Raw genomic sequence first — 2,395 nt, 5'->3', positions numbered from 1 at the left:
ACAAAAAAGTGTTTGCCATGGGCTTAGGATGGCAGCCCGAAGACGGCGTAACCTGCGTGCGGCCGCTGGCCGATATCCAGGAATATTATAACGGGGCCACCGTAATCATTTATGCGCAGCCGGAGCCCGGGCAGGTTTTGGCCATTGGCGCGTGCGGAGGCTTTCTGCTGGCGGAGAACAATCCCAACCTATACGAGTACATGCGGCCGGACGAAGATATCGTCATCTTCCGCTCCGCCGGCGACCTGCAGGAAAAACTCGGCTATTATTGGGACCGGCCCGAGCTTATGCGGTACGTGTCGACCAACGCTCTGTACGGCAGCAAATACCGCAATTCGTGCCTGCAAATGGTGCTGAAGCTGCTCCATCTCGCCGCCCGGCGCTAAGACTGCACCCCATCCGGGCAGCCTGCAGGGATCAGGATTGAACCGCCGCCGAAGTTGTATGGGAGGTAAGTCAACTTGAAGCTTATCGCGTTTTTACTTCCGCAGTTTCACCCGATACCCGAAAACGATTTGTGGTGGGGAGAGGGTTTTACCGAGTGGACAAATACCCGAAAGGCCGTCCCCTTGTACCCGGGGCATAAGCAGCCCAATGAGCCCTTCGATCAGTATTACTACGATTTGACCGACCCTGCCGCCCGGATGTGGCAGGCGAACACCGCCCAGTCCTACGGGATTTACGGCTTTTGTTATTACCACTACTGGTTCAAAGGCAAGCGGCTGCTCGAAAAGCCTTTTAACGAAGTGCTGCGGCTGGGTGAGCCCGGGATCCCGTTCTGCCTGTCCTGGGCCAACGAGCCGTGGACCCGGAGATGGGACGGCGGTGATCATCACCTGCTGATGCCGCAGGATTACGGGGATGAACGTGACTGGGAAGAGCACTTTTATGCGCTGCTGGATGCCTTCCGGGATGAGAGATACATCCGTGTTCAAGAGAAACCGATGTTTATCATCTATCGGCCCGGTAACAAGCAAGCCTGGAGTTCGAACCGCACTATACGTTCGGTCACAGCCGTTCCCAGCAAATCTGGAGCTATGTCAATACGTACGGCGGCGATCCGCACATCGCTGTGGATTATGATCATGTCTGGGAAAACATATTGAACCGTTCGCCTCATCGTGCCGGGGAGATGATTTTCCCGGGCGCTTTCGTCAACTGGGACAACACCCCGCGGCTCGGCGCCAACGGGCAAAGCAGCATGGGGGCTTCCCCGCGCAAGTTCGGCTGGTATCTGGCGAGACAGATCGAAAGGGCAAGCCGGCTGTACCGCAGCGAGTTTCTGTTTATCAACGCCTGGAACGAATGGGCGGAGGGAGCTTACCTTGAACCGGACCGGCATCACGGCTATCAATATTTGAAGGCGGTGAAAAGTGCGCTGGAAGCATCCGCGGGCTATATCGGCCGCAAATAAGCTCTCCCGCCCTATGAGCAAAGAAGCCATGCCCCCGATACGGGGCATGGCTTCTGGGCTGCTTTACCATTCGATGCCGCAAAAATTGCTTATTTTTCGGCTCTCGCCGCGATCGTTTCGGATACGACAAACGCCAAGTCTTCGTTACCGAACAGCGACAACACGCCAAGCACAGTATCGTCCGGAATCGGCCCGGCCTCCTCTTTAGGTACGGTCAGGTCCAGCACTCGCTGCAGTCGCTCGTTGTCACCCTGCTGCGGGTACGCCTGCCGGTACAGCTCCAGGGGGTCCAATCCGTGATTGACGCACCACTGGGCAAAAACCAGGATCATCATATCCTCATCCTGCCGGTAGCTTTCCACGATGCCTTCTTCCAGCGACTTCTGCCGTTCATCCATTGTCAGTTCCCCCCTTCTGCTGCTCCGCCAGTCTCGATGCCAGCTCATGGCTGCGCATGACCCGCTCGGCGCGAATAGTACAGTCTTCCGGAGAAGTAAGATGCTCCAGAAAATGATCCACGGCCCCGCTGAAGCCGCGCCGATGCAGGATCGTATCCCAGCTTCCAAATTCGCGGGTCTCGGGCGGCCTTCCCTGCTCACACAGAACCGCATGCTCCAGATTAACGACTTCCGCCGACCGGCCGCTTCCGTGCAGCTCGAGCTTCTCCATATCCGCCCCGGCCTGCCGGATCATACTGTACCTTCCTGTGACGTTCCGGCCGAGGCCCAGATCGCCGGAGGTGTACAGCAGCCGGCCCTGTTCATCTTCACTTAGATGGTGATGAAGCAGCTCGTAGTCACTTCCGCCCAGCCAGAGCAGCAGGTCCAGCATATGGATCAGATCGTCGTAAATCGTGTCGCTGCTGCTCCCCTTCTGCAGGGTGGTTCGGTGCTTGGCTGTAGCGGCCTGGACGAATCCGCCGGTCTCCTCGACCCATGCCTTTGCCCGCACATATAATGGAGCAAAGCGGCGGTTAAAGCC

3 protein-coding genes and 1 pseudogene are annotated in these 2,395 nt (G+C 57.6%); 2 read left to right on the top strand and 2 right to left on the bottom strand.

Annotation, left to right across the window (positions count from 1 at the left end; genetic code table 11):
- Positions 1-386: glycosyltransferase (locus tag CPT76_RS23355; protein ID WP_181153009.1), on the top strand; the 386-nt coding region annotated here is incomplete at its 5' end.
- A 75-nt stretch (positions 387-461) separates the two neighbouring features.
- Positions 462-1,414 (top strand): annotated as a pseudogene (locus tag CPT76_RS23350) (glycosyltransferase WbsX family protein).
- Positions 1,415-1,503: 89 nt separating this feature from the next.
- Here the strand turns inward: CPT76_RS23350 and CPT76_RS23345 are convergent.
- Together CPT76_RS23345 and CPT76_RS23340 are read right to left on the bottom strand one after the other, a co-directional pair.
- Complete coding sequence (locus CPT76_RS23345; protein ID WP_105444611.1) at positions 1,504-1,812, bottom strand: hypothetical protein; 309 nt, start codon at positions 1,810-1,812, stop codon at positions 1,504-1,506.
- Positions 1,805-2,395, bottom strand: a 591-nt coding sequence (locus CPT76_RS23340; protein ID WP_483870072.1) for a Gfo/Idh/MocA family oxidoreductase, incomplete at its 5' end; no start/stop codon positions are given. The genes CPT76_RS23345 and CPT76_RS23340, both read right to left, overlap by 8 nt.

The organism is Paenibacillus sp. AR247, assembly GCF_002968895.1.
GTDB classification, from domain to species: domain Bacteria; phylum Bacillota; class Bacilli; order Paenibacillales; family Paenibacillaceae; genus Paenibacillus_AQ; species Paenibacillus_AQ favisporus.
The sequence above is the reverse complement of the archived record's forward strand: the minus strand, read 5'-3'. Positions and strand labels throughout refer to the sequence as shown.